The 20,245-nt window shown below is 64.3% G+C and carries 17 protein-coding genes; 11 read left to right on the top strand and 6 right to left on the bottom strand.

The genetic code is table 11. From position 1 onward, the window contains the following. The first annotated feature begins 172 nt into the window (after positions 1–172). From AC1Q7H_RS17515 to AC1Q7H_RS17505, 3 genes are read left to right on the top strand one after another with little or no spacing between them, the layout of a single operon-like run. Positions 173–832 (top strand): cytosine permease, encoded by a 660-nt coding sequence (locus AC1Q7H_RS17515; protein WP_492381502.1) that lies wholly within the window; start codon positions 173–175, stop codon positions 830–832. After that, positions 829–1,101 (top strand): creatininase family protein, encoded by a 273-nt coding sequence (locus AC1Q7H_RS17510; protein WP_211980984.1) that lies wholly within the window; start codon positions 829–831, stop codon positions 1,099–1,101. The genes AC1Q7H_RS17515 and AC1Q7H_RS17510 overlap by 4 nt, the downstream gene beginning before the upstream one ends. After that, positions 1,071–1,604: a creatininase family protein gene (locus tag AC1Q7H_RS17505; RefSeq protein WP_211980985.1), complete on the top strand. Its 534-nt coding sequence runs from the start codon at positions 1,071–1,073 to the stop codon at positions 1,602–1,604. The genes AC1Q7H_RS17510 and AC1Q7H_RS17505 overlap by 31 nt, the downstream gene beginning before the upstream one ends. A gap of 352 nt (positions 1,605–1,956) precedes the next feature. Here the strand turns inward: AC1Q7H_RS17505 and AC1Q7H_RS17500 are convergent, their stop codons facing one another. The 5 genes from AC1Q7H_RS17500 to AC1Q7H_RS17480 form a co-directional block, all read right to left on the bottom strand. Next, on the bottom strand, positions 1,957–2,751 hold the full coding sequence (locus AC1Q7H_RS17500) for a peptidylprolyl isomerase (protein WP_013956522.1): 795 nt from the start codon (positions 2,749–2,751) through the stop codon (positions 1,957–1,959). A gap of 4 nt (positions 2,752–2,755) precedes the next feature. Further along, on the bottom strand, positions 2,756–3,070 hold the full coding sequence (locus AC1Q7H_RS17495; protein WP_013956523.1) for a BolA family protein: 315 nt from the start codon (positions 3,068–3,070) through the stop codon (positions 2,756–2,758). Between the two features lie 40 nt (positions 3,071–3,110). Then, positions 3,111–3,650: a septation protein A gene (locus tag AC1Q7H_RS17490; RefSeq protein ID WP_013956524.1), complete on the bottom strand. Its 540-nt coding sequence runs from the start codon at positions 3,648–3,650 to the stop codon at positions 3,111–3,113. Positions 3,651–3,688: 38 nt separating this feature from the next. Then, complete coding sequence (gene msrB / locus AC1Q7H_RS17485; protein ID WP_013956525.1) at positions 3,689–4,153, bottom strand: peptide-methionine (R)-S-oxide reductase MsrB; 465 nt, start codon at positions 4,151–4,153, stop codon at positions 3,689–3,691. Positions 4,154–4,268: 115 nt separating this feature from the next. After that, positions 4,269–5,840: a protein adenylyltransferase SelO gene (locus AC1Q7H_RS17480; RefSeq protein WP_153954831.1), complete on the bottom strand. Its 1,572-nt coding sequence runs from the start codon at positions 5,838–5,840 to the stop codon at positions 4,269–4,271. Positions 5,841–6,298: 458 nt separating this feature from the next. On the opposite strand from AC1Q7H_RS17480, the gene AC1Q7H_RS17475 reads away from it, so the two are divergent. The 7 genes from AC1Q7H_RS17475 (at position 6,299) to AC1Q7H_RS17445 (ending at position 15,987) form a co-directional block, all read left to right on the top strand. Continuing rightward, positions 6,299–7,924: a 3-(methylthio)propionyl-CoA ligase gene (locus AC1Q7H_RS17475; RefSeq protein ID WP_013956528.1), complete on the top strand. Its 1,626-nt coding sequence runs from the start codon at positions 6,299–6,301 to the stop codon at positions 7,922–7,924. Between the two features lie 140 nt (positions 7,925–8,064). After that, positions 8,065–9,315: a branched-chain amino acid ABC transporter substrate-binding protein gene (locus AC1Q7H_RS17470; RefSeq protein ID WP_013956529.1), complete on the top strand. Its 1,251-nt coding sequence runs from the start codon at positions 8,065–8,067 to the stop codon at positions 9,313–9,315. Positions 9,316–9,505: 190 nt separating this feature from the next. After that, on the top strand, positions 9,506–10,453 hold the full coding sequence (locus AC1Q7H_RS17465; RefSeq protein WP_010810051.1) for a branched-chain amino acid ABC transporter permease: 948 nt from the start codon (positions 9,506–9,508) through the stop codon (positions 10,451–10,453). A gap of 4 nt (positions 10,454–10,457) precedes the next feature. Continuing rightward, positions 10,458–11,771 (top strand): branched-chain amino acid ABC transporter permease, encoded by a 1,314-nt coding sequence (locus AC1Q7H_RS17460; protein WP_013956530.1) that lies wholly within the window; start codon positions 10,458–10,460, stop codon positions 11,769–11,771. Further along, entirely contained in the window at positions 11,768–12,541 is a 774-nt protein-coding gene (locus AC1Q7H_RS17455; protein ID WP_013956531.1) for an ABC transporter ATP-binding protein, read from the top strand. The genes AC1Q7H_RS17460 and AC1Q7H_RS17455 overlap by 4 nt, the downstream gene beginning before the upstream one ends. Next, complete coding sequence (locus AC1Q7H_RS17450; protein WP_013956532.1) at positions 12,541–13,254, top strand: ABC transporter ATP-binding protein; 714 nt, start codon at positions 12,541–12,543, stop codon at positions 13,252–13,254. Before AC1Q7H_RS17455 ends, AC1Q7H_RS17450 begins: the two co-directional genes overlap by 1 nt. 462 nt (positions 13,255–13,716) lie before the next feature. Then, on the top strand, positions 13,717–15,987 hold the full coding sequence (locus AC1Q7H_RS17445) for a TonB-dependent receptor (RefSeq protein ID WP_492381501.1): 2,271 nt from the start codon (positions 13,717–13,719) through the stop codon (positions 15,985–15,987). A gap of 102 nt (positions 15,988–16,089) precedes the next feature. On the opposite strand, the gene AC1Q7H_RS17440 is transcribed toward AC1Q7H_RS17445, so the two are convergent. Further along, positions 16,090–17,655 carry an amino acid permease gene (locus AC1Q7H_RS17440; protein WP_492381500.1) on the bottom strand — a complete coding sequence of 522 codons (1,566 nt, stop codon included), beginning with the start codon at positions 17,653–17,655 and terminating at the stop codon, positions 16,090–16,092. Between the two features lie 489 nt (positions 17,656–18,144). Here AC1Q7H_RS17440 and AC1Q7H_RS17435 point away from each other — a divergent pair, with 489 nt between their 5' ends. Further along, entirely contained in the window at positions 18,145–20,226 is a 2,082-nt protein-coding gene (locus AC1Q7H_RS17435) for a 3-hydroxyacyl-CoA dehydrogenase NAD-binding domain-containing protein (protein WP_492381499.1), read from the top strand. Positions 20,227–20,245 lie beyond the last annotated feature (19 nt).

Here is a 20,245-nt window from a genome sequence, read left to right as displayed (position 1 = left end):
AAGCAGCCAAAGCCCGGATGGCGACGGCCATTTCGCTACGCATCTTGGAATCTTCCGCATTTCCTGCCGCTTTCGCACTGTTACTCTCGCGCTGACTCACGATCGGATGCAGGACTGGTTCCCTTGCATCCGGGTCGCTCGAACACGGAACGGTGGATTCGGAGATCCCATCATGAATCAGAAGGTGCAGTCGTCCCCGGCAGTCGATGCAGACTATATGTTTACCCCGGTCCCGCCCGACGCACGCAGGCCGACCTGGAAACAGGTGGCGGTATGGGTGGGGTTTGGCTACGTTGCCACCGGCCTGTTCATCGGCGGCACGCTGGCCGGGCCGGCGGGCGGCGCGGGTGTTTCCTTCCCCATGGCCTTGCTGGCCATCGCCATCGGCATGGGCATCCTGTTCGTGCTGACGTCGCTGCTGGGCGTCATCGCGCAACGAACCGGGCTGAGCCTGGCGCTGCTGTGCCGCTATGCCTATGGCGCAAAAGGCATGAACCTGCCGATGCTGACGCTGGGCTGGTTCTCCGCCATCACCGGCATGGTGGGCGACATCTGGGGCGCGTTCATCGGCAATCCGAGCGGCATCACCGTGCTTGACCCGGCCCGCCTGGGATTCGACATCGCGCCGATCACGCTGGAAGTGTTCCTGGCATGCGTGACCTGCGGCCTGCTGTTCACCGCGACCTCGATGTCCGGCATGAAAGGGCTGGAGCGGCTGGCGGTGCCGGTGGCGCCCGTCATCATGCTGATCGCGGTGCTGGTACTGGTGTACCTGTTGTTGCATCCGGTCCTAAACGCGAAAGCGCAGCCGCTGGCGGAGAACGCATCATGAAGAAGGTCTTGCTGAATGAGTTCTCCACGGCCGAACTGGAGGCCATGTTTGCCGCTGGCGGTATAGACAGCGACATCACCGTTTTTGGCAGTTGCGAAAGTCACGGCGGGCACCTGCCGCTCGGGCCGAACCTGTTCGTTCCCGCCGAAGTGGCACGGCTGGCGGCGCAACGGCTTGAACGGACCATTGTGGTCCCCGGCGTGCCGTTCGGCACCTCGATGCGCTACAACGCCACCCGATGGCGGTCTCGCTGCGCTTCAAGACGGTGACGGCGCTTGCCGAGGATATCTTCGAGAGCCTGATTGCCTACGATATCCGGTACATCTTTGTGCTGAACGGGCACGACGGCAATATTGCGCCGCTCGAGATCGCCCAGCGCAAGGTCAAGCAGCGCTACCCGAAGGTGGTGTTCGCCTTCCTGCCTGCCTGGTGGTCGGTGATCGGCAGCCGGCTTGGCGACGGCTTCTTCGCCGAGTGGAATGGATTGGGCCACGGCGGCGAAGGTGAAACCTCGATCACCATGGCGGTGTTTCCGGACCTGTGCGACCTGGGCAAGGCCATGCGGCAGATGCCGGTAGACAGCATCCGCATCGGCGAGCGCGTACAGATCATGTGGGATATCGCCAAGGTTTCGGCGACCGGCGCCACCGGTGACCCGACCTGGGCCAGCGCGGAAAAGGGCAGCAAGATGCTGGACGCGCTGGTCGGACTGGTTACCGACAGTATCAGGCAGCTCGATGAAACGGGGTGGCGCTACGACCTGCGCCAGTGAAGGCAAGGTTCAGCCGGCAAGCGGAGGGAGCAGGCGTGAACTCCATGACGCATAGGCGTAGGTCAGCATGCGCCCCGATTCAAAACCCGGAGGCGGCCTGATCTCGCCGCGAGCCTCCCTGTACGCCACCACGGCGTGCAGGATCTTCTCGGGCGCGTAACGGTCACGCAGGGGCAGGTAGGGGTGGAGCTGGCGCCAGCCGGGGGCGGCGCCGTCCAGGGTCGCCCAGGCAAGTGCGCAATAGCACATGCCCCGGGACGAGAGATGCCAGAGTTGCCAGTAACGGCCAGTCGACTCCACGCGCTGCATCCTTGAATCTTGCAGGACCGGCGGGGGGCGACCGGACCGTGCCTTACTGGATCTTGGCCTTGTCCTTGAGTGACTTCATCATGGCCTGGAACTGCTCGCGCTGCCAGTTCTGGTCCCCCATCAGCATCTGCGTCAACTGCGGCTTGACCTCTTCGAACGACGGGATCTTGGCGTCGCGCACGTCGACCAGTTCGATGATATGCCAGCCGAACTGGGTCTTGACCGGCGTATCGGTCAGCTGGCCCTTCTTCAGGCCGGTCATGGCTGCCGAGAACTCAGGCACGTAGCTGCTGCTGTTGGCCCAGTCCAGGTCGCCGCCGTTGGCCGCGGAGCCCGGGTCCTTGGACGAGGCCTTGGCCATGTCCTCAAACTTGGCGCCGCCCTTGATCTTGGTGATGATCGCCTTGGCGTCGGCTTCCTTTTCCACCAGGATATGGCGGGCGTGGTATTCCTTGCCGTTGCCAAACTGCGACTTGATCTTGTCGTACTGCTTGCGCAACTCGGCGTCGCTGGCGCCGTGGGTCTTCACGTAGTCTTCGAACACTGCGCCGGCCAGCACGTTCAGGCGGGCCTGTTCCAGTTGTTCCTGCACGTCGTCGCGCTGGGTCAGGCCGCGCTTGTTGGCTTCCTGCGAGAGCAGTTCGCGGTCGATCAGCATGTTGCGTGCGCGCGAGCGCAGCTCCGGGTTGTCGGGCTGGCCGGTGCCGGCGATCAACTTGTCCAGCTTTGCCGATGAAATGGCCTTGCCATTCACGACGGCGGCATTCTGGGCGATGGCCGGCAGGCTGCCGGCAGCAAGCACAGCCGCCAGGCTGAACGAGAGGACGGTGGTCTTCATGGAATCAGGTCTGAGAGTTGCTGGAAGAATAGTGTGATGATGCGCGGGATTGGTACTCTTGGTCGGTGAACGCAGTCACGGCAAGTGCGTGGATCTGCGCGGGGAACAGACCGCGCAGCGCATCATACACCATGCGGTGTCGTGCAACCCGGCTGTGACCCGTAAAGCGCTCGCTGACGATTGTCACGTGGTAATGTCCGCCGCCGGATGCGGCGCCGGCATGTCCGGCGTGCAGCGCGCTGTCGTCGCGCACGGCCAGGTGGCTGGGGGCGAGCGCTTCGCGCAGCATCGCCTCGATAGTGGCGGGATCGGCTGCCATCAATGGTTTCCTTCGGTTTGGGGGTGCGGGGGCGGGGCCGTCAGTCCTGGCTGTTCTCGGGCATGTGGCGCGACAGCCAGACACTCTGGGCGACGATGAACACCAGCATCATCCCCATGCTGCCGAACAGCTTGAAGTTGACCCAGGTCTCGGTCGAGAACTGGTAGGCCACGTACAGGTTCAGCACGCCCATGGCGGCAAAGAAGCCGGCCCAGGCGGCGTTCAGCCGCGCCCACACCGGGTCGGGCAGGGTCACCTGTTTTTCCATCATGGCGCGGATCAGGTTCTTGCGCCAGCCGATCACCGAGCCCAGCAGCGCCACCGCGAACATCCAGTAGAGCACGGTCGGCTTCCACTTGATGAAGGTCTCGTTGTGCAGCACCAGCGTGGCGCCGCCGAACACCGCGATGATCAGCAGGCTGACCCACTGCATCGGCTCGACCTTGCGGTGGCGGAACCAGACCCAGCCGATCTGCAGCACCGTGGCGCCAATGGCCACGGCGGTGGCGGTGTAGATGTCAGCCAGCTTGAAGGCGGCAAAAAACAGGATGACCGGGAACAGGTCGAACAGGAATTTCATGCGGTACCAGGTTGTGTCCGGCGTGCTTGCCGGAGCGTTCAGCGCTGCGGGTCGCGCCGGGGTTTGTCGCCGCTGCCGGCGGCGTGGGCATCATCCGCCGCACGCTGTGCCGGGTCGCGATCATCGAATTTTAGCGCAGCCGAGTTGATGCAATAGCGCAGACCGGTCGGGGCGGGGCCATCTTCGAAGACATGGCCCAGATGGCTGCCGCATTCCTTGCAGCGTACCTCTACCCGCGTCATGCCGTGGCTGTGGTCGACGTGCTCGGCAATCACCTCGCCGTTGATGGCGCGGAAATAGCTGGGCCAGCCGCAGCCGGCATCGAACTTGGTGGCGGATTCGAACAGCGGCGTGCCGCAGCCCACGCAGTGGTAGATGCCGTTGTCCCAGTGGTCCCAGTAGCGGCCGGTGAACGGGCGCTCGGTGGCGGCCTCGCGGGTCACGCGGTATTCGATGTCGGAGAGTTGTTCACGCCACTCGGCGTCGGTCTTGGTGGTGGTCATGGTTTGTCCTCGCAGGGCTTCCTCGGATGGGTTCCTCAGTTAAGGCATTGGTCGTGCGAACTGCGCGAACCTTACACCGGCTGGCGCCGGCGTGCAGGGCGCGGATCACATGGCGTCACGACGAGCAACTGACCTCCAGGCCGGACGCCCAGTCCGGCGGCAGCGCCGCGTAGTGTTCTGCCTCCGGCTGTTCGTCGAAGGGGCGCGACAGCACTGCCAGCAGCCGGTCCACTTCGGTGAAGTCCTTCTCGCCGGCGTGCCGGATCGCGGTTTCGGCCAGGTGGTTGCGCAGCACGTATTTGGGGTTGACCGCCAGCATTTCCAGTTCGCGCGCGGCATCGTGCGACTGCTCGGCGCGCAGGCGCACGCGATAGTCGGCCACCCACGTGTCAAAGGCGGCACGATCCAGGAACAGGTCGCGCACCGGCGCGTCGCGCGCGGCATCGGTGGATGAAATGCCGCACAGCTTGCGCCAGAACAGCGTGTAGTCCACGCGCTGGCCGTGCAACAGCTGGAACAGGCTGGTCAGCAGTGGCTCATCGCTCTTGTCGTCGCCGCCGGCAGGCGGGCGCAGGCCCAGCTTGGCGCGGTAGTGGCGGAAGAACGCCGCGGCATAGCGCTCGCGGAACGGGTCCAGCGCCGCGCGCGCGGCTTCCACGGCGGCGTCGCGCGCGCCTTCCTTGTCGGCATCCTCCGGTGCCAGCCACAGCGGCAGCAGCGCCTGGGCCAGGCAGTGCAGGTTCCAGAACGCCACCTGCGGCTGCTGGCTGTAGGCGTAGCGGCCCTGCGTGTCGGAGTGGTTGCAGATATGGTTGGCGTCGAATGCATCGAGGAAGCCGAACGGGCCGTAGTCGATGGTCAGGCCCAGGATCGACATATTGTCGGTATTCATCACGCCATGGCAGAAGCCCACCGCCTGCCAGTGCGCGATCAGGTCGGCGGTGCGCAGCGAGACCTCCCGCAGCAGCGCCTGGTAGGGCTGGGTGTCGTCGCGGCACGCGGGCATGAAGTTGTCGATGACGAAATCCGCCAGCTTGCGCAGCGCGGCCACGTCGTCGTGCGCGGCGAAATGTTCGAAGTGCCCGAAGCGGATAAAGGTCGGCGACAGCCTGGTCACCACCGCGGCGGTCTCGATGGTCTCGCGGCGCACCGGCGCGTCCGAGCCCATGATCGACAGTGCGCGAGTGGTCGGCACGCCCAGTGCGGCCATGGCTTCGGAGCAGAGGTACTCACGGATCGACGAGCGCAGCACCGCGCGGCCATCGGCCATGCGCGAGTAGGGCGTCAGGCCCGCGCCCTTGAGCTGGATTTCCCACGGGCCGGTGGCGGTCTCGGCCTGCGCCAGGCGGATGGCACGGCCATCGCCGAGCTGGCCGGCCCACACCCCGAACTGGTGCCCGGAATATACGCTGGCGAGCGGGTCGGCCCAGTCCGGCACCTGGTTGCCGACAAAGGTCTCGATAAAGTCCTCGCGGCTGCCGATGTTGGCGTCCCAGCCGAGCAGCGCCGCCGCGGCCGGCGCCACCCCCACCAGGTAGGGTGACGGCAGCGGCGTGGGACGCAGGCGCGTAAAGAACTGCATGCCGAGTTCGGCGAAGCCGGGCGCGGTGCGAAAGGGCACGGACAGCGTGGCCGGCGTGGCTGTGTCGGAGGGCTGCGGAGCTTGTGACTGGGGCGTGTCTGGCATCGCGTAGGGGCGCCTCGGGGCGCAAGGGGCGGTGCGAATTCCGTGCGTTCGTCGATGTGCGGCGAACCGCGTAAAAGGCGGTGCAGCGCGGCATGCCGGGCGCACGAAAATGCGATGGTGGCTAGGGAAAACGACATGTTGAGGTGCAACATGCCACGCAGTATTGTACGTCCTCAACGGCACTCGACCGCTCGACCGAGTGAATGCCGCCATGCACCGCACGGTTATTTTCCTCCTTCAGTGCGCACATGAATCCGGTGCATGGGCTTTTCGCAGAATTGCGGCCCCGAATTCGATGGCAATACCGACGGCAACCCCGACGGCAATACGCAACGACAGTACGGCAGTGCACAACGAGATCGGCCGGATGCCGATTTGGTGCATGGAAACGACCGCCAAAAAATAGTACGGTTGTTCGTTTTCAGGCGAATTACACAAGACATTCAGGAGGCAGGTTCATGGCATTGATGGGTCAAATGATGAGCGCGCCGCTGCTCATTTCCTCCATCATCAAACACGCCGCGCGTTACTACGGCAGCACCGAGATCGTCTCGCGGCGCACGGAGGGCGACCTGCATCGCTATACGTACCGCGATTGCGAACTGCGCGCCCGCAAGCTGGCGCAGGCGCTGGGCGCACTGGGCGTGAAGCAGGGCGAGCGCGTCGGCACGCTGGCCTGGAACGGCTACCGCCACCTGGAGATCTACTACGGCGTGTCCGGCATGGGCGCCGTCTGCCATACCATCAACCCGCGCCTGTTCCCCGAGCAGATTGCCTATATCGTCAACCACGCGGAAGACGGCTATGTCTTCTTCGACCTGACCTTCCTGCCACTGGTGGAAGGCGTTGCGCCGCATTGCCCCAACGTCAAGGGGTGGGTGGCGATGACCGACCGCGCGCATATGCCGGCCGAATCCAAGGTGCCGCTGCTGTGCTACGAGGAGCTGATCGACGCGCAGGACGGCAACTACGAATGGCCGCAGTTCGACGAGAACCAGGCGTCGAGCCTGTGCTATACGTCGGGCACCACCGGCAATCCCAAGGGCGCGCTGTATTCGCACCGCTCGACGGTGCTGCACTCGTATGCGTCGGCACTGCCCGACGCGCTGGGCTGCTCCGCCAGCGACGTGATCCTGCCCGTGGTGCCGATGTTCCACGTCAATGCCTGGGGCCTGCCGTACTCGGTGCCGCTGGTCGGCGCCAAGCTGGTGCTGCCGGGTGCCAAGCTGGACGGGGCCTCGATCTATGAACTGTTCGAGCAGGAGAAGGTGACCTTCTCCGCCGGCGTGCCGACGGTGTGGCTCGGCCTGCTCCAGCACGTGCAGTCGAACAAGCTCAAGTTCTCCACCTTCCGCCGCACCGTGATCGGCGGCTCGGCCGCGCCGCCGGCGATGATCCGCGCGCTCGAGGCGCTGGATGTGGAAGTGATCCACGCTTGGGGCATGACCGAGATGTCGCCGCTGGGCACGTCGTGCAAGCTGCTGGCCAAGCACCAGGACCTGTCCGACGCCGACCGCCACAAGATCCAGGAAAAGCAGGGCCGCGTGATCTTCGGCGTCGACATGAAGATTGTCGATGGCGACGGCAACGAGCTGCCGTGGGACGGCAAGGCCTTCGGCGACCTGATGGTGCGCGGGCCGTGGATCATCGACCGCTACTTCCGCAACGATGCCAATCCGCTGGCCGACGGCTGGTTCCCGACTGGCGACGTCGCCACCATCGACGCCGATGGCTTCATGCAGATCACCGACCGCAGCAAGGACGTGATCAAGTCCGGCGGCGAATGGATCTCGTCGATTGATATCGAGAACGTCGCCGCTGCGCACCCCGCGGTGCATATGGCGGCCTGCATCTCAGCCTACCACCCCAAGTGGGATGAACGCCCGCTGCTGGTTGTGGTGAAGAAGCCCGGCGCCGAAGTCACCCGCGAAGAATTGCTGCAGTTCTTCGAGGGCAAGGTCGCCAAGTGGTGGATCCCGGACGACGTGGCCTTTGTCACCGAGATCCCGCTGACCGCCACCGGCAAGATGCAGAAGCTCAAGCTGCGCGAGCAGTTCAAGGACTACAAGCTGCCGACCGCCTGACGCCGGCACGCGCTTTCCGGTGCGCCATGCCTGCTTGCGGCATGGCGTGTCCGGGGCCGGCTGCAGGGCGTGGCATGGAGGACGCCGCGCAGCCAGCCAAATACGACGACAAGCCAACGACAAGAGTGAAGGAGACAGGTATGACCAAAATGCGTCCGCTGGTGGCCGGTGTGGCCGTGTTTGCCGCACTGGGTTCTGCGCTGGTTTCAGGTACCGCACTCGCGGATACGGTGAAGATCGCCTTCATTGACCCGCTATCGGGGCTGATGGCTCCCGTTGGGCAGAACCAGCTCAAGAGCTGGCAGTATGTCGCCGACATCGCCAACCAGAAGAACTGGGCCGGCGCGCACAAGTTTGAGGTGGTGGGTTTCGACAACAAGCTGTCGCCGCAGGAAAGCCTGACCATCCTCAAGCAGGCGGTCGACCAGAACATCCGCTATATCGTGCAGGGCAACGGCTCGTCGGTCGGGCTGGCGCTGCAGGACGCGGTGGCCAAGCACAACGAGCGCAACCCCGGCAAGGAGATCGTCTACCTGAACTACGCCGCGGTGGACCCGGACATGACCAATGCCAAATGCAACTACTGGCATTTCCGGCTCGACGCCAACTCGGACATGAAGATGGAGGCGCTGACCACCTTCCTGGCCAAGGACCCGAACGTCAAGAAGGTCTACCTGATCAACCAGAACTACTCGTTCGGCCACCAGGTGGCGCGCGCGGCCAAGGACTACCTGAAGCGCAAGCGCCCGGACATCCAGATCGTCGGTGAAGACCTGCACCCGCTGGCGCAGGTCAAGGACTTTGCCCCGTACGCGGCCAAGATCAAGGCCTCTGGCGCCGATACCGTGATCACCGGCAACTGGGGCAGCGACCTGGCGCTGCTGATCAAGGCGGGCAAGGATGCCGGCCTGACCACCAATTACTACACCTACTACGCCGGCACCACCGGCGTGCCCACGGCGATGGGCGCCACCGGCGCCGAGCACGTCAAGTATGTCGGCTACTACAACCCCAACAACAAGGGGTTCAAGGGAGCGGATGTCATCGAGGGCTTCAAGAAGAAGTACAACGATGACTTCTACGTGATGGCCTCCTACACCGGCATTGCCATGCTGGCCAAGGCCTTCAAGGACACCGGCTCGACCGATCCGATCAAGGTTGCCAAGGCGCTCGAGGGGATCAAGGTCGACAGCATGAACGGCACGGTCGAGATGCGCAACTCGGATCACCAGGCGCAGCAGTCGCTGGTGGTCGCCACCTGGACCAAGGTGGATGGCAAGGAAATTAAGTACGACCAGGAAAACACCGGCTACGGCTGGAAGACCAACGCGCTGATGGACCAGTACGTGTCGGCCCAGCCGACTTCCTGCCAGATGAAGCGGCCGGGCTGATCCTGTTCGTGACGGGCCGGCCACGCTGACAAAGTGGCCGCCCGATCCTGCATACTTTCGGTCTTTTTCGGTCGATACCGGGGAGCGTCCGGGGCGGGCATCCGCCCCCGGAGGGGGACGCTCACCCTCAATCCAACCGGACGGATGCCGGCATGCCCACGCATGGCGGCGCCAGCTTGAAGGACACGCTGTGGAATTCTTCGTCATCTCACTGCTGAATGGCATCAGCTACGGGCTGCTGCTGTTCATGCTGTCATCGGGCCTTACGCTGATCTTCAGCATGATGGGCGTGCTTAATTTCGCCCACGCCAGCTTCTACATGCTGGGCGCCTACTTTGCCTACACCATCGCCAGCAAGGTCGGGTTCTGGCCGGCGCTGATCTTCGCGCCGCTGCTGGTGGCGGGCGCGGGCGCGCTGGTGGAGCGCTTCGGCCTGCGCACGGTGCACAAGTACGGCCACGTGGCCGAGCTGCTGTTCACCTTCGGCCTGGCCTACCTGATGGAAGAGGGCGTCAAGCTGGTGTGGGGCCTGGCGGCGGTGCCATACCGGATTCCCGCGGAGCTGGACGGGCCGCTGTTCACGGTGTTCACCTCGTCCTTCCCCAAGTACCGCGCCTTCATGATGCTGGTGTCGCTGGGCATGCTGGTGGCGATCTACCTGGTGCTGACGCGTACCCGCATCGGGCTGGTGATCCAGGCCGCGCTGACGCACCCGGAGATGGTCGAGGCGCTGGGCCACAACGTGCCGCGCGTGTTCATGATGGTGTTTGGCGGCGGCGCCGCGCTGGCCGGGCTGGCGGGGGTGATCGGGGGCAATGCCTTTGTCACCGAGCCGTCGATGGCCGCGGCAGTCGGGTCGATCGTGTTCGTGGTGGCGGTGGTGGGCGGCATGGGATCGCTGGTGGGCGCCTTCATTGCGTCGATCCTGATCGGCGTGCTGCAGACCTTCGCGGTCACCATCGACGCCTCGCTGGCGGGCCTGATGACCAGCCTGGGGCTGGCCGTCAGCGAGGCCACGCCGTTCTATTCCTTGTGGAAGCTCACGGTGGCCCAGGTGGCGCCGGTGCTGCCGTACCTGTTGCTGGTGGTGATGCTGATCTTCCGCCCGCGTGGACTGATGGGAACCCGGGAGAGCTGACACCATGGAGCAAGCGATGCAACAACCCCGCGAGCCGGTGGTGACCGGCCGCACCCTGCGCTACAGCCCGCTGAATCTGGCGCGCTGGATCATCTGGAGCCTGACCGTGCTGGCCATGCTGGTGCTGCCGCTGATCTTCACCGGGGGCTTCGCCATCACGCTGATGTCGCAGATGGGCATCATGATCATTTTCGCGCTGTCGTACAACATGCTGCTCGGGCAGACCGGCATGCTGTCGTTCGGCCACGCGGTCTACTCCGGCCTGGGCGCGTTTATCGCCGTGCATGTGCTGAATATGGTCGGGGCGGGCAAGGTCTGGCTGCCGGTGTCGATGCTGCCGCTGGTGGGCGGCCTGGCGGGCGCCTTCTTCGGCGTGATCTTCGGCTACGTCACCACCAAGAAATCCGGCACCACCTTTGCCATGATCACCATGGGCATTGGCGAGATGGTGTTCGCCAGCTCGCTGATGTTCCCGGAGTTCTTCGGCGGCGAGGGCGGCATCTCCACCAACCGCGTGGTCGGTGACCCGTTCCTGGGCATCACCTTCGGGCCGGGGCGCCAGGTGTACTACCTGATCGCGGCGTGGTGCCTGCTGTCGATGGTGGCGATGTACGCCTGGACGCAGACGCCGCTGGGTCGCATCGCCAACGCCGTGCGCGACAACCCCGAGCGGGTCGAGTTCATCGGCTACAACACCCAGCGCGTGCGCTACCTGGTGCTGATCCTGTCGGCATTCTTCGCGGGTATCGCGGGGGCCCTGGGCGCCATCAACTTCGAGATCGTCTCGGCCGAGAATGTCAGCGCGGTGCGCTCCGGCGGCGTGCTGCTGGCGGTGTTCATCGGCGGCGCGGGCGTGTTCTTCGGGCCCATCATCGGCGCGGTGGTGTTCGTGCTGTTCGCGGTGGCGCTGTCGGACCTGACCAAGGCCTGGCTGCTGTACCTGGGCCTGTTCTTCGTGTTGATGGTGATGTTCGTGCCGGGCGGGCTGGCCAGCCTGCTGCTGATGCAGATGCCGCTGCTGGGCAAGGGCAAGCTGGGCCCCATGCTGCCGTCCTACGCGCGTGCCGGCGGCGCCGGCGTGGTGCTGCTGCTGGCCATGATCCTGACGGTCGAGCTGGTCTACAAGGTTCAGGTCGATAGCGCCAACGGCACCGCGATGTCGCTGTTTGGCGTCGGCTTCGATGCCGCAACCTGGACGCCATGGCTGGTGGCGGCGGTGCTGTGGGCGGCTGGCCTGTTCGCGTGGCGCCTGGCGGCGGCGCGGGTGCGCGGTGCGTGGGACAAGGTACAGATGGAAATCGCAGGAGGCAGGGCATGACAGCGGCACTGGAACTGACCGATGTACGCAAGAAGTTCGGCCAGACGGAGATCATCCGCGGCGTGAACCTGAGCATCCCGAAGGGTGAGCGCCATGCGCTGATCGGGCCGAACGGGGCGGGCAAGTCGACCACCTTCAACCTGATCTCGGGGCGCTTTGCGCCGACCAGCGGCACGGTGCGCCTGAACGGCGCGGAGATCGGCGGGCTGCAGCCCTTCGTGATCAACCGCATGGGGCTGTCGCGCAGCTTCCAGATCACCAACATCTTCCATCGGCTGTCGGTGTTCGAGAACCTGCGCTGCGCGGTGCTGTGGTCGCTCGGCTACAAGTATTCGTTCTGGCACCGGCTCAAGGGCCTGCGCGACACGCGCGAGCGCGCGGAGGAGGTGCTGGAACTGATTGGCATGCAGCACCGCCGCGACAGCCAGGCGGGCCTGCTGACCTATGCCGAGCAGCGTGCGCTGGAGATCGGCATCACCATCGCCGGCGGTGCCGAGGTGATCCTGCTGGACGAGCCCACCGCGGGCATGAGCCGCTCCGAGTCCGATCACGCGGTCGAACTGATCCGCAAGGTTACCGTCGGCAAGACGCTGGTGATGGTGGAGCACGACATGAGCGTGGTGTTCGGCCTGGCCGACCGCATCTCCGTGCTGGTCTACGGCGAAGTGATCGCCACGGATACCCCGCAAGCCATCCGCAATAACCGCAAGGTCAAGGAAGCCTACCTGGGCACCACCCTCGACGAGGAAGCCACCGAAGGAGCGCACTGATGGGCAAGCGCATGCTGAACGTCCAGGGCCTGCACGCCTACTACGGCAAGAGCCATATTCTCCACGGCGTGGACGCGCATATCGACGAAGGCGAGATCGTCGCGCTGCTGGGCCGCAACGGGGTGGGGCGCTCGACCATGGCCAAGGCCATCCTCGGCATGGTCAAGGCCGAGGGCTCGGTGCGGTTTCGCGACGAAGAGATCCTGGGGCGGCGTACCTTCGAAATCGCGCACCTCGGGATTGGCTATGTGCCGGAGAACCGCGACATCTTTCCGACCCTGACGGTGCGGCAGAATTTGCTGCTGGGGGAGAAGCGCAACCCACGGCAGGCCAAGCCGCGCTGGACCGTCGAGGACATGTTCAACATGTTCCCGCGGCTGAAGGAGCGCGAGAACACCTCGGCCGGCGTGCTCTCCGGCGGCGAGCAGCAGATGCTGACGCTGTGCCGCACGCTGATGGGCGACCCCGACCTGGTGTTGATCGACGAACCGACCGAAGGGCTGGCGCCGATGATCGTGGCCTTGGTCGGGGACTACCTGAAGACGCTGAAGGAGCGGGGTATTTCCGTGCTGCTGATCGAGCAGAAGCTGGCGATCGCGCTGGACATTTCCCAGCGCGTCTACGTGATGGGACACGGGCACATCGTGTTCGAAGGCACGCCCGCGGAGCTGAAGGCCAACTCGCAGGTGAGAAAGGAGTGGCTGGAGGTCTGATCCGGCGCTTACCATGGATTTGCGCCGGGTCTGCATCGACCCGGCGCCAAGGCCCAGCCGCGCCCTGCGGCACAGCTTCAGCCGGGCTGAAACATCAGAAGAATCAATAGCTTGTCAGCGCCCTGGCGGTGACGGGAAAGCAACGCCGGGCGGACGCTCCCGCACGCGCCATGCCCGCCGGTAGCGCGAAGTAGACTAGTCAACTAGCTGCCGTGCGCCATCAAAAAGTGGCTATATTGTCACGCAAAAATTGATATATGCAGCCATTTCTGCCGTTTCATGCATTGTATTCGACACTTTTTAGAGTTGAATGCGAATGATTCGTGTTTGTGTTTTGATTTATATCAATCTATAATCGCCCGCCGTTATGGACGACATGAATCAAAGCTTTCGCGCTGCCTGAACTTGTCTTCATGACCATGAATAGATCGAGTCAAGAAAACTACAAAGGGAAGGTAGATCGTGAAACAACAACAGGACACGTTCCGGCTGAATCCGCTGGCCGGGGCGCTCGCCGGCGCCATGGCAGTGTTTGCCATGCAGGGCGCTGCGGCGCAGGAGAGCCAGCCTGCCGCCGTGGCCGGTGCCGGCACCAAGCCCGTGACGCTGCAGAGCGTGACGGTGACTGGGGCGAAGGAGGACGGCTACAAGGTGGATGAGGCCCAGTCGGCCAAGTTCACCGCGCCGCTGCTGGATACCCCCAAGTCCGTCACCGTGGTGCCGGCACAGGTGGTACAGCAGACTGGTTCCAACTCGCTGCAGGACGCGCTGCGCACCACGCCGGGCATCACCTTCGGCGCCGGCGAAGGCGGCAACCCGATCGGCGACCGTCCGTTTGTCCGCGGCTTCGACTCGATGTCGAGCATCTATGTCGACGGCGTGCGCGACACCGCTTCGCAGACACGCGACACCTTCAATATCGAAAGCATCGAAGTCATCAAGGGCCCGAGCTCGGCCTTTGGCGGCAAGGGCTCGGCCGGCGGCATGATCAACATCGTGTCGAAGCTGCCGACCAGCGAGAACTTCGCGCAGGGCTCGGTGGGCGTGGGCACGGACTCTTATTTCCGCGCCACGGCTGACGGCAACTACGTGCTCAACGACAATACTGCCGTGCGCCTGAATGCGCTGGGGTATACCGCCAACGTGCCCGGCCGCAACGAGGTCGACCAGAACTCCTGGGGCTTCGCGCCGTCCGTGACCTTTGGCCTGAATTCGCCCACGCAGGTCACGCTGTCGTACTACCACCTGCAGGGCAACGGCATGCCGGACTACAGCATCCCGTATTCCCGTCCTGCCAGCCAGTCGAGCAAGGCCAGTCCGTCGCAGCCGGCCAGTGTCGACCGCAACAATTTCTACGGCCTGACCGACCGCGATTTCCAGAAGACGCAGTCCGATATCGCCACGGCCACGGTCAAGCATGACTTCCGCAACGGCCTGGTGTTCAGCAACACCAGCCGCTGGGGCCGCGCCAGCAACAACTACATCGTCACCAACCCTGACGACAGCAAGGGCAACGTGCCGCGCGGCTTTGTCTGGCGCAATACCAAGAGCCGCGATTCGGCGACCGAGACGCTGACCAACCAGACCGACCTGAGCGCCAAGTTCGACACCGGCAGCTTCAAGCACACCGTGCTGTTCGGCTTTGAGTTCAGCCGCGACGATACCAGTAACACCCCATACAACGTGGTCTCGGCCAATCCCGCGGCGGCCGCGGGGATCTGCAATGCGTCGCTGGTGGCCAGCTTCGACTGCGCGCCGCTGGCCAACCCGAACCCGAACGACCCGTGGCGCGGCAGCATCACCAAGATGCCCGTCACCACCACCACGACCACCAACACGCAGTCGGTCTACCTGTTCGACACGGTGGAGATCACCAAGCAGTGGCTGGTCAACGGCGGCGTCCGCTACGACAACTACGACACGCACTCGTTCGCCAACGCGTACAGCAACCCGAACACTGGCGCAGCCGTGGCGCAGCTGGATGTCCGCAACAAGTCGCACTTCTTCAACTACCAGGCGGGCGTGGTCTACAAGCCGGTCGAGTACGGCAGCATCTATGTGTCGTACGGTACTTCGTCGACGCCGCCGGGCTCAACCAATGGCGACGGGGCGGACAACATTACCCTGGCGCAGCGCAACCTGGAGCCGGAAACCTCACGTTCGGTGGAAATTGGCACCAAGTGGGACCTGCTGGCTCGCCGTCTGTCACTGACCGGTGCGATCTTCCAGATCGAGAAGAACAACGCGCGGGTCGCGGTTGATGCCAACACCACGATCAATGCCGGCAAGCAGCGCGTGAAGGGCTTCGAACTGGGCTTCGCCGGCAGCCTGACCGACAAGTGGGGCGTGTTCGGCGGCTATACCTACCTGAACAGCGAGCTGATCGACAACGGTCCGCAGGCAGTCAACGCGGCCAACAACGGCAACCAGTTCCCCAATACGCCGAAGAACAGCTTCAGCCTGTGGACCACCTACCAGGTGCTGCCGGCGCTGACTTTGGGCGCGGGTGCGTACTATGTCGACAAGGTCTATGCCAACCCGGCCAACTCGCTGTATGTGCCGTCGTACTGGCGCTTTGACCTGATGGGCGCCTACAAGGTGAACAAGAACCTGTCGCTTCAGCTCAATATCCAGAACCTGTTCGACAAGACGTACTACACCAAGGCGCACAACCACTACGGCGCGCTGGGGGCGGGGCGCTTTGGCATGCTGACGGCGAACTTCCGGTTCTGAGGGGTACTGCGGCCGGAGTTCGGCAACCTCGGCCTGCGCAATCTGTGTGCTCCCTCTCCCGCTTGCGGGAGAGGGGGGTGAGGGCGGGGCGCCCCTACGAAGTCATGCCGATGGTATGCCAGTGCCTGCCCTCACCCCCTGCCCCTCTCCCGCAAGCGGGAGAGGGGAGTGAACCGGCGGTTTCGGCAAGTCAAACGGCATATCGTCGTAATCAATCAGCCGTGACTTCTTCACGGCCCGGTACCCCCACCACAGCGCCAGGAACGCCGGCACGCCGATATAGGTCGCCACGATCTCCGGCCACCGGTTCGGAATATCCGCAAACGCCTGGTAGTTCTGCCCGGCCACGATCACCACGCACAGCATCACGGTAAAGATGGGGCCGAAGGGATAGAGCGGCGAGCGGTACGCCAGCATGCCTACGTCATAGCCCTGGTGCACCAGCCCGCGACGGAAGCGGTAATGGCTGATGGCAATGCCCAGCCAGGCAAAGAAGCCGGTCATGGCCGAAGTGTTGAGCAGCCACAGGTAGGCCGCCTTGTTCCCGAACAGCGAACTGAAGAAACACAGCGCGCCCACGGCGGTGGTGGCCAGCAGCGCATTGAATGGCACGCCGCTCACGGTCAGCTTGCCGAACGCGCGCGGCGCGCGGCCGCTGACGGCCAGGCCGTAGAGGATCCGGGTCGACACGTACATGCTGGAGGTGCCGGCCGAGAGCAGCGCGGTCAGCACCACCGCGTTCATCAGCCCCGCGGCAAAGGCCAGGCCGGCGTGGCGGAACACCAGTGCGAACGGGCTCACGCCCACGTCGGTGACGTCGTTGCGCAGCAGGCTGGGATCGGTATAGGGAATCAGCACCCCGATGATCAGGATCGCGATCACATAGAACAGCAGGATGCGCCAGAAGGTCTGCCGGATCGCGCGCGGGATGGTCCTGGCCGGGTTCTCCGCTTCGCCGGCGGCCACGCCCACCGTTTCCGTGCCCTGGAAGGAGAAGCCCGCGATCATCGCCACGCCGATCATGGCCGGGATGCCGCCGACAAAGGGCGCGTCGCCCATGGTGAAGTTGTGCCAGCCCGACTGCGGGCCACCTTTCATGATGCCGAAGATCATTAACAGGCCCACGCCCAGGAACACGATCACGGTCACCACCTTGATCAGCGCGAACCAGTACTCGGCCTCGCCGAAGCCGCGCACCGAGAACGCATTGAGCCCGAACATCAGCAGCAGGAACGCGGCGCTCCAGACCACGCCGGGCATTTCGGGGAACCAGTACTGCATCACCAGCTGCGCCGCGGTCAGTTCCACGGCGATGGTCACCGCCAGGCTGAACCAGTAGTTCCAGCCCAGCGCGAAGCCGAAGCCTTCGTCGACATAGAGCGCGCTGTAGGTGACAAAGGAGCCGGCCACTGGCATATGCACCGCCAGCTCGCCCAGGCTGGTCATCAGGCAATAGACCATCAGGCCGAGCAGCATGTACATCAGCAGCGCGCCGCCGGGGCCGGCCTGCGCGATCGAGGCGCCCGAGGCCACGAACAGCCCGGTGCCGACCGCGCCGCCGATGGCAATCATGGTCAGGTGGCGGGCCTTGAGCTTGCGCTTGAGGTGGTCGTGCTCGACTACCGGGTGCTGGTGCTCGTGAGCGTGGGAATGTGAGGGGGAAGACATCAGGGTCGCTGGACCTTCCGCCGATCCGCATCTTGTGGAACCCGGACGGCAAAAAACGAAAAGCCGCGAGTCTACCGTGTCGGCCCGCGCGATTTGTCCGTGTCGGTCAAATAAAGTCCGATACTGATTTAGAGGCGGCACTCAGCCGCACTCTGAAAGTGCTCTATAAGGCACGTCATGGCGATTTGGCGCTGGGTTAGGTGCCCCCTCCATGCATCGCGATCAGGGGCGGCATTCGCGCCGCGCATGTCGCCGGAATAGTCCGAAAATTGAAATTGAACGACCGTGCTATTTTGTGTATGCTTGTTTCGCCCAAGCGCCGGAAGGCGTTGCGGGACGCGGGAAAGCGGCAGGTCGGGCGGAGGGTTTACCCGCCCATGACAGTCACCTCCCGCAGCAGTCGCCGGCCGCCGCTGGCCGCGCCTTGCAGTAAAAAATGAATTCGAGAATTCGAATCCCGAGACAACTTTTGACACCAAAGGAACCAGCATGACAGCGCAGTATCAGGTTCAGGACGGCGTAGCCGTCATCACGCTCGACAATCCCCCTGTCAACGGCCTGGGTCACAGCACCCGGCTTGGCATCGTCGAAGGCATGACCCGTGCGCTGGACGATGCCGCCGTCAAGGCCATCGTCATCACCGGCGCTGGCAAGGCTTTCTCGGGCGGCGCCGACATCCGTGAATTCAATACGCCCAAGGCCATGCAGGAGCCGACGCTGCACTCGGTGATCCGCGTGCTGGAAGGCTCCTCCAAGCCGGTGGTGGCCGCCGTGCACTCGGTCGCCATGGGTGGCGGCCTGGAACTGGCGCTGGGCTGTAACTACCGCGTGGCGTCCAAGGGCGCGCAGATCGCGCTGCCGGAAGTGAAGCTGGGCCTGCTGCCCGGCGCCGGCGGCACGCAGCGCCTGCCGCGCGTGATCGGCCTGGAGGCCGCGGCAAACATGATTGTGTCGGGCACCCCCGTGCTGTCCGAGAAGTTCGCCGGCACCAAGCTGTTCGACGAGATCGTCGACGGTGACGTGCTGCCCGCGGCGGTCAAGTTCGCGCAGAACGTCGGTGCCGCCGCCGGCCCGCACCCCAAGGTGCGCGACCTGAAGGTGCGCCACGAGAACCCCGAAGGCTACCTGGGCTTTGCCCGCAACACGGTGGCCGCGATGGCAAAGAACTTCCCGGCGCCGCTGAAGTGCCTGGAAGCGGTGGCCGGCTCGCTCAAGCCGTTCGAGCAAGGCCTCAAGGAAGAGCGCGAGGGCTTCTTGTTCCTGGTGACCACGCCGGAATCGCGCGCGCTGCGCCACGCCTTCTTCGGCGAGCGTGCCGCCAGCAAGATCCCCGACGTGCCCGAAGGCACGCCGACCCGCAAGATCGAGAAGGTCGCCGTGATCGGCGCCGGCACCATGGGTGGCGGCATCAGCATGAACTTCCTGAACGCGGGCATCCCGGTCACCATCCTGGAAACCAAGCAGGAAGCGCTGGACCGCGGCGTGGCCACGATCCGCAAGAACTACGAGAACAGCGCCAAGAAGGGCAAGCTGACGCAGGAGAAGGTCGAGCAGCGCATGGGCCTGCTGAGCACCACGCTGTCCTATGACGACCTCAAGGACGCCGACCTGATCATCGAGGCCGTGTTCGAGGAAATGGGCGTCAAGGAGACCGTGTTCAAGAAGCTGGATGAAGTCGCCAAGCAAGGCGCGATCCTGGCCTCGAACACCTCCACGCTGGACGTCAACAAGATCGCCTCGTTCACCAAGCGTCCGCAGGACGTGGTCGGCATGCACTTCTTCAGCCCGGCCAACGTGATGAAGCTGCTGGAAGTGGTGCGCGGCGAGAAGACCGGCAAAGACGTGCTGGCCACGGTCATGCAGATCGGCAAGAAGATCAAGAAGACCGCGGTGGTGTCGGGCGTGTGCGACGGCTTTATCGGCAACCGCATGATCGAGCAGTACAGCCGCCAGGCAGGCTACCTGCTGGACGAAGGCGCGCTGCCGGAACAGGTGGACAAGGCCATCGAGAAGTTCGGCTTTGCCATGGGCCCGTTCCGCATGGGCGACCTGGCCGGCAACGACATCGGCTGGGCCATCCGCAAGCGCCGCGCGGTGGACAAGCCGGACATCCAGTACTCGAAGACCGCCGACCTGCTGTGCGAGATGGGCCGCTTCGGCCAGAAGACCGGCGCGGGCTGGTACGACTACAAGGCGGGCGACCGCAAGCCGTACCCGAACGAGCAGGTCAACGACATGATCGTGCAGCATTCGAAGGACCTGGGTATCACGCGCCGCAAGATTTCTGACGAAGAGATCGTCGAGCGCCTGGTGTTCGCGCTGGTCAACGAAGGCGCCAAGATCCTGGAAGAAGGCATTGCTTCCAAGGCCTCGGATATCGACATGGTGTACCTGACCGGCTACGGCTTCCCGCTCTTCCGCGGCGGCCCGATGCTGTACGCGGACCAGGTCGGCCTGTACAACGTGGCGCTGTCGATGAAGCGCTATGCCAAGGGCTACCACGGTGAAGCCTGGCAGGTCGCGCCGCTGCTGCAGAAGCTGGCGGACGAAGGCAAGGGCTTTAACGGTTAATACAGCCACACGGTTCAGC

The sequence above is a fragment of the Cupriavidus sp. GW823-FHT06D04 genome, assembly GCF_058795055.1.
This window is presented reverse-complemented; position numbering and strand designations above follow the sequence as displayed.

Bases quoted from the DNA above. Each gene is read 5' to 3' on its own strand.
- msrB (WP_013956525.1), bottom strand. From the start codon at position 4,153: ATGACCACCACCAAGACCGACGCCGAGTGGCGTGAACAACTCTCCGAC.
- AC1Q7H_RS17475 (WP_013956528.1), top strand. From the start codon at position 6,299: ATGGCATTGATGGGTCAAATGATGAGCGCGCCGCTGCTCATTTCCTCC.
- AC1Q7H_RS17495 (WP_013956523.1), bottom strand. From the start codon at position 3,070: ATGGCAGCCGATCCCGCCACTATCGAGGCGATGCTGCGCGAAGCGCTC.
- AC1Q7H_RS17470 (WP_013956529.1), top strand. From the start codon at position 8,065: ATGACCAAAATGCGTCCGCTGGTGGCCGGTGTGGCCGTGTTTGCCGCA.
- AC1Q7H_RS17440 (WP_492381500.1), bottom strand. From the start codon at position 17,655: ATGTCTTCCCCCTCACATTCCCACGCTCACGAGCACCAGCACCCGGTA.
- AC1Q7H_RS17455 (WP_013956531.1), top strand. From the start codon at position 11,768: ATGACAGCGGCACTGGAACTGACCGATGTACGCAAGAAGTTCGGCCAG.
- AC1Q7H_RS17500 (WP_013956522.1), bottom strand. From the start codon at position 2,751: ATGAAGACCACCGTCCTCTCGTTCAGCCTGGCGGCTGTGCTTGCTGCC.
- AC1Q7H_RS17450 (WP_013956532.1), top strand. From the start codon at position 12,541: ATGGGCAAGCGCATGCTGAACGTCCAGGGCCTGCACGCCTACTACGGC.
- AC1Q7H_RS17510 (WP_211980984.1), top strand. From the start codon at position 829: ATGAAGAAGGTCTTGCTGAATGAGTTCTCCACGGCCGAACTGGAGGCC.
- AC1Q7H_RS17490 (WP_013956524.1), bottom strand. From the start codon at position 3,650: ATGAAATTCCTGTTCGACCTGTTCCCGGTCATCCTGTTTTTTGCCGCC.
- AC1Q7H_RS17515 (WP_492381502.1), top strand. From the start codon at position 173: ATGAATCAGAAGGTGCAGTCGTCCCCGGCAGTCGATGCAGACTATATG.
- AC1Q7H_RS17505 (WP_211980985.1), top strand. From the start codon at position 1,071: ATGGCGGTCTCGCTGCGCTTCAAGACGGTGACGGCGCTTGCCGAGGAT.
- AC1Q7H_RS17460 (WP_013956530.1), top strand. From the start codon at position 10,458: ATGGAGCAAGCGATGCAACAACCCCGCGAGCCGGTGGTGACCGGCCGC.
- AC1Q7H_RS17480 (WP_153954831.1), bottom strand. From the start codon at position 5,840: ATGCCAGACACGCCCCAGTCACAAGCTCCGCAGCCCTCCGACACAGCC.
- AC1Q7H_RS17435 (WP_492381499.1), top strand. From the start codon at position 18,145: ATGACAGCGCAGTATCAGGTTCAGGACGGCGTAGCCGTCATCACGCTC.